At 73.4% G+C, this 6,000-nt stretch carries 2 protein-coding genes and 1 pseudogene; all 3 read right to left on the reverse strand.

Translation table 11 applies throughout. The annotated features are described in order from the left end of the window. Nucleotides 1–24: 24 nt before the first annotated feature. Nucleotides 25–1,941 carry a GMC family oxidoreductase gene (locus DVH02_RS12975; RefSeq protein WP_114623945.1) on the reverse strand — a complete coding sequence of 639 codons (1,917 nt, stop codon included), beginning with the start codon at nt 1,939–1,941 and terminating at the stop codon, nt 25–27. 110 nt (nt 1,942–2,051) lie between these two features. Then, on the reverse strand, nt 2,052–4,001 hold the full coding sequence (locus tag DVH02_RS12980) for a serine/threonine-protein kinase (protein ID WP_114623946.1): 1,950 nt from the start codon (nt 3,999–4,001) through the stop codon (nt 2,052–2,054). Nucleotides 4,002–4,179: 178 nt separating this feature from the next. Next, nucleotides 4,180–6,000 (reverse strand): annotated as a pseudogene (locus tag DVH02_RS12985) (protein kinase); the annotation flags it as partial.

The following is a 6,000-nucleotide window of genomic DNA, read 5'->3' on the forward strand; positions in this document are numbered from 1 at the left end:
GGCGAGGGGGGTGGGCTCGTCCGCTCAGGTCCGGTGCCGTCCCGCGCCGTCGCGCGGCGGCATCCGCGGCATCCCCAGGAACGGCAGCCGCAGCGCGCCGAACGCCTCCGCCGGGACCACGGGGTGCGTGGGTTCGACCGGGGGCAGCCGCGTATAGGCGGTGTCCGCGCTCTGTTCGGGGCGGGGGTCGGTCCCGCCCTTGTTCGGCCAGAAGGACATCGCGCGCTCGGCCTGGGCCGTGATCGTCAAGGACGGGTTGACCCCGAGGTTGGCCGAGACGGCCGAACCGTCGACGACCGAGATCGCGGGATGCCCGTACAGCCGGTGGTACGGGTCGATGACGCCGTCGTCCGCCGAGGCGCCGATGGCACAGCCGCCCAGGAAGTGGGCGGTCAGCGGTGTCCCCATCAGCTCGCCGACGTTGCTGCCCGCGAAACCGTTGATCTCCGCCGCGAGGAGGGTGGCGGCCCGGGTCGCCTCGGGGATCTGTTTCGGGTGGGGCGCGCCGTGGCCCTGGCGGGCGGTGAGCAGCCCCTTGCCGGGGCCGCGCGGTCTGCGGTAGGTCGTCAGGGAGTTGTCCAGCGACTGCATGACGAGGCCGATGATCGTGTGTTCCGACCATGCGCGGGAGGAGAAGGAGCGCAGCAGCAGCCCCGGGTGCCGGGCGGCGTGTGCCAGCCAGGCCCGGACCCGCCGTTGACCGTAGGGCACCTGGAGGATGGACAGGGTGCCCATGGCGTTGGATCCGCGTCCGTAGCGCACCGGTTCGACGTGGGTGGTGCCGTTCGGGTGGATCGAGGAGGTGATGGCGACGCCCCGGGTGAAGTCCGCCTTCGGCGCCCCGTGGCGTGCGCGGTAGCGCCGGTCGTCGGTCTGCGCGCCGACGAGCGCCTCGGAGTTGGTGCGGGTCAGCTCGCCGAGGCGGGCGGAGAGCCGGGGCAGCAGGCCCCGGTCCCGCATGGTGTGCAGGAGGGTCTGGGTGCCGTAGGTACCCGCCGCGAGCACGACCCGGGGGGCGCGGAAGACTTCTGTACGGCCCGCGCGCCGTCGGTCCGTCCGTACGGTGGTGACGCGGAGGCCGTCCTCGCCGCCGTCCGTGAGGGCGATCACCGATGTCATGGGGTGGATGACCGCTCCGGCGCGCTCCGCCAGGTACAGGTAGTTCTCGGTGAGGGTGTTCTTCGCGCCGTGCCGGCAGCCCGTCATGCACTCGCCGCACTCGGTGCAGGCCCGGCGGGCGGGGCCCGCGCCGCCGAAGTACGGGTCGGACGACGGTTGGCCGGGCCGGGCCGTGGCGGCGCCGTCCGCGTCCTCGCCGTCCCCGAAGAAGACGCCGACCGGGGCGAGGTGGAAGCTGTCGCCGACGCCCATCTTCTCGGCGACGGCCTTCAGATGGACGTCGGAGGCGGTCATGGTGGGGTTGAGGCGTACGCCGAGCATCCGGGCGGCCTGGTCGTAGTACGGCTTCAACTCCTGCTGCCAGTCGGTGATGCCCGCCCACTGGGGGTCGTCGAAGAACGCGGCGGGCGGAACGTAGAGCGTGTTGGCGTAGTTGAGCGAACCGCCGCCGACCCCGGCACCGGCCAGCACCATCACGTTGCCGAGGAGATGGACGCGCTGGATTCCGTAGAGGCCGAGGGCGGGGGCCCAGAGGTAGTTCTTGAGGTCCCAGGAGTTCTTGGGGAGGGTCTCGCGGGTGAAGCGGCGGCCCGCCTCCAGGACGCCGACGCGATAGCCCTTCTCGGTCAGCCGTAACGCGGACACGGCCCCGCCGAAGCCGGAGCCCACCACGATCACGTCGTAGTCGAAGTCGCGGTCGGCGTCGAAGTCGCGGTCGGCGTCGCGGTTGCCGTCGCGTTCGCGGTCGCCGTCGCCGGCGAAGTCGTCATCGTCGGAGGAGTGGCCCGACGGGGTGGCGGTGGCCCGCTTCGAGTCCGTCATGGGGCCGAGGGTATGACGCGTCGACCACTTTGGGTACCCGCCGGTAACACCTTTCGACCGGGCGGGTGGGCCCAGCGGGGCGCGGGTGGCGCGGCGCGGTGGTCCGCGTCCTACGACTCCGGCGGCTGCCAGCTGCGCAGCACCGTGCCGAACTGTTCGCGGATGGTCGCCCAGTCCTCTTCCGGTCCTGACATGTAGATCGCGTACTCGGTGCTGTCGTCGTCCGAGTAGTAGATCTGGTCGATGGCGTGCCGACTCTGTGTGCCGTCCTGCTTCTCGTTCCAGATGAACTCCCAGCGCGCGGAACGCTTCGCGTCGCGGAAGGAGTTGGGGGCCATCTCGACGCGCTCGTAGTCCGGCAGCCGTTGCAGCTGCTTCTCCAGGCTCTGCATGTGGGAGTACGGGTCCGCGAAGTCGGGCGAGGAGATGCTGATCCGGATCAGATGCACCCCGCCGTCGGGGGTGAAGTCGATCTGGTCGCTGTCGGTCCGGCGCTCCCAGCCCTCGGGGACGTTGAGGGTGAAGCCCTCGGGCGCCTCGACGCGCTCCCAGCCGTCCGCGGGCTCCGGGGCGGCCGTGGGATCCGGGTCGTCCGTGGGATCCCCGGACGCGGGGTCGCTGCTGGTCACGGAGGTCGGGTGACCGGCGTCGCCGGTGCCGCCACTGCCTACGATCCCGGGGTACCTCAGGGCGAGGAAACCGGCTCCGCCGCCGAGGACCGCCGCGATGGCGAGCGCCACGGCCGTCGTACGCAACCGGCTACGGCGGCGCCCGGCCCGCCCACCGGCGGAACCGGAGCCGGAACCCGGGCCGGAACCGGAACCCGGGCCGGAGCCGGGGTCCGCCGGCAGCCGGGACCGGGACGTGGGCGTCTGCGGGGATACGGACGCGGCACCGCTCACCGTCCCCCGCCCCGGTATGCGCGAAGGACCCGATGTGGACGAAGAATCCGATAGGGACGAAGGACCCGATAGGGACGAAGGACCCGACAGGGACGACGGCGTCGGTACGGGCGAACGCGGCGTCTGTTCGGCCCCGGGATACCCGGCGCCGGGCACGGTGCCGTCGGCGGGCAGCCGCGCGGTGCCGGAGGGGGGCGGGGTGTCGTGCCGTACGGTCACGGTCGCGTCGTGCGGCTCTTCGACGCTCGGCGAGCCGCCCGCCGCCACCTCGCGCAGCAGGTGCCGGGCCTCGCCGACTCCGGAGCGCGTGTCCGGATCCTTGCGCAGCAGCGCGGCGATCACCGGAGCGAGCGGCCCGGCGCGGTCGGGGTGGTCCGGCTCGTCCGCGACGACGGCCTGCATCGTGGAGAGCGGGGAGGAGCGGCGGAACGGCGAGGTGCCCTGCACGGCGGTGTAGAGGGTGGCCCCCAGCGACCAGAGGTCGGAGGCGGGACCGGGGTCGCGGCCCCGTACCCGCTCGGGCGCCAAATAGTCGATGGAGCCGACGATCTCGCCGGTCCTGGTGATGGTGCTGTCGCCCTCGATCGCCGCGATCCCGAAGTCGGTGAGCAGGACCCGGCCGTCCCGGGCGAGCAGGACGTTGCCGGGCTTCACATCGCGGTGCAGCACTCCGGCGGCGTGCGCGGCGCTCAGCGCCTCCAGGACCGCGAGCCCGATCCTGGCCGCCTCGCGGGCGTCGATCGAACCGGCCTCCTTCGCCGCGTCGGCGAGGGAGGGGCCGTCGACGTACTGCATGACGATCCACGGGCGGTCGTCGTGGTCGAGGACGTCATGGACGGTGACGACCGCGGGATGGGTGATGCGGGCGGCGGCGCGGGCCTCTTTGCGGGTCCGTTCGTGCAGCACGGCGCGGTCGGCCTCGGAGACGAACCGGCCGGCCGTCAGCTCCTTTATGGCGACGACGCGGTGCAGCACCTCGTCGTGCGCGCGCCACACCCGGCCCATGCCGCCGCTGCCGATGCTCTCGCCGAGTCGGTAGCGTCCGGCGAGCACCGATCCGCTCTGGGTGCCCTGCCGGGCCGAGGCGTCCGCTCCGGCGTTTCCGGTGCGTCCGGCACCCGATCCCGGACCCGTCCCCTGCGACTGCTCCACTTTCATGCCCCGTTCCTTGGGCTCACAGATTACGGAGCGGAGCGTCAACACGAAACCTCGGGGCGGTCATGGAGACAGCACCGTGACGCACGCGGCCGGGAACGAGCAGGTGAACAGGGGTGCGCAACGCTCCGATCCGGAGCCGGGGGACGGTGGGCGCGGTCCGCGTGCCCAGCACGGTCCGTCAGCCGGTGACGCGGTAGGCCCCGATGGCCTGTTGGTAGATCTCGCCGACCTTGTCGCGTTCGTCCTCGGGACCGATGACCTGGATGACGTGGTACCGGCCGCCGATGATCATCGCGAGGTTGCGTACGAAGACCTGTCGGCCGCTGCTGTCCTGCCAGGTGTACTGGCCCTCCGCCATGGCCTGCTGCCCGACGTCGACGCGGCGCAGCCCCGAGGCGCTGGCCCAACTGGAGTCGCGGTACGGCTGTATCTCGCGTTCCTTGTCGCGCTGATAGGCCATCGGATCGGAGCCGTTCTGCGCGACGGTGTCCCGGCCAGGGACGACGATGAGCGTGAAGTCGCCTCCCAGGTAGCGGACTTGTCCGCTGTCGTTGATGGGGCGGCGCTGCCAGGTCTTGTCCACGGCTATCCGGAACCCCTCCGTGTCCTCGCGCAGGGCGTAGCCCTTGGCGACGTCGGCGGCGGGTCCCGAGGTCTGGGGGGCCGAGGTGTTGGGGTTGTCCGGGCTGCCGGAGGCGGGCGGGGCCGTGGTGGCGCTCTCCTCCCCGGGCGGCTGTCCGCCGGGGTCCTGCGGCGCGCCGGACGCGCCGGGGGTCGCCTCGCCGACGCTCTGACCCCGCTGCCCCGGGTCGGACTTGGGCATGAACAGCACCGCGTACACGACGACCGCCACCAGGAGGAGCAGTATCAGCAGCAGCAGGGTACGGCCGAGGGCGTTGGGCGCGCGCCCCTGGGCGGCACGACCGGCGCCGCGCTCGACGCGGTCCTCGGGATCGGCCGGGCCGTGGGAACCGACCGGCTCCGGGCGGCCGAGGCTCTCGAAGATCTCGGGGCGTTCATAGCGCTCGTCGCTCTCGGCGCGCTCGTAGCTCTCCTCGGCCCCGGGGAGGACGGAGCGCTGCTCGACGTAGTCGCCGCCGCCGCTCCTGCCACCCGGGTCCTTGCGTTCCTTGCCCTTCTTGTGGCGGTGGCGGCCGTGTTCCGCGTCGCGACCACGCCCCCAGAGGCGCCGCCTGCGCACCAGTTCGCCCCGGCGGCGCACAATCGGCAGCCGCGTCTCGTCGGACGGCACGGTGACGACGTCCAGACCGGCCTCCGGCTCGGGCGCGGACCGTACGAGCGAACGCAGCCAGCCGCGCAGCTCCTCGAAGTCCGGCCGCTCGGTGGGGTCCTGACGCAGCAGCGACTCGACGACGGGGCGCAGCGGCCCGCACTCCTCGGCGAACGCGGGCGGTTCCGCGCAGACGAGCTGCACCAGCTCGATCGCGCTCTCCTCCGGATACGGGGCGTGGCCCTGCACCGCGCGGTACAGCAGGGCGCCCAGCGCCCACAGGTCGGTGGCGGGCCCGATGGGCGGTGCGAGCTGCCAGTTCTCGTGGACGGGCCCGGCCTGTTCCGGCGCCCAGCGCTCGGTGACCGCGCCGACGACCGCGATGCGCGCCTGCCGGGCGCGCTCGGCGGCGAGGGGGGTGGCGGGGCCCCGGTAGGCGGGAACGGGGCCGTTGGCCACGATGTCGTCCCACCGGCCGGCCCCGGCGCCCCCGCCGACGGCGGCGGGGACCTGCGGGGAGTTGCGCCGCGAGTCGGCGCGCAGCGCGTCGTGCGTGCCTCCGGCCGGTGCGCCGCCGGTGTGGCCGCCCTGCGCGTGGCCGCCCTGCGTGGGCCCGTCGCCGTAGGGGCCGCTGCCGTACGGGCTGCCGCCGGAGCCGGGGTACGGACCGCTGCCGCCGCCACGCGCCTCGATGGCCCGGGGGGCGTCGTGGGCGTCGTGGCTGGGGGCGTCGTGGCCGGGGGCGTCATGGCCGGGGACGTCGTGGGC

Source organism: Streptomyces corynorhini, assembly GCF_003346515.1.
In the GTDB taxonomy this organism is placed as follows: domain Bacteria; phylum Actinomycetota; class Actinomycetes; order Streptomycetales; family Streptomycetaceae; genus Streptomyces; species Streptomyces corynorhini.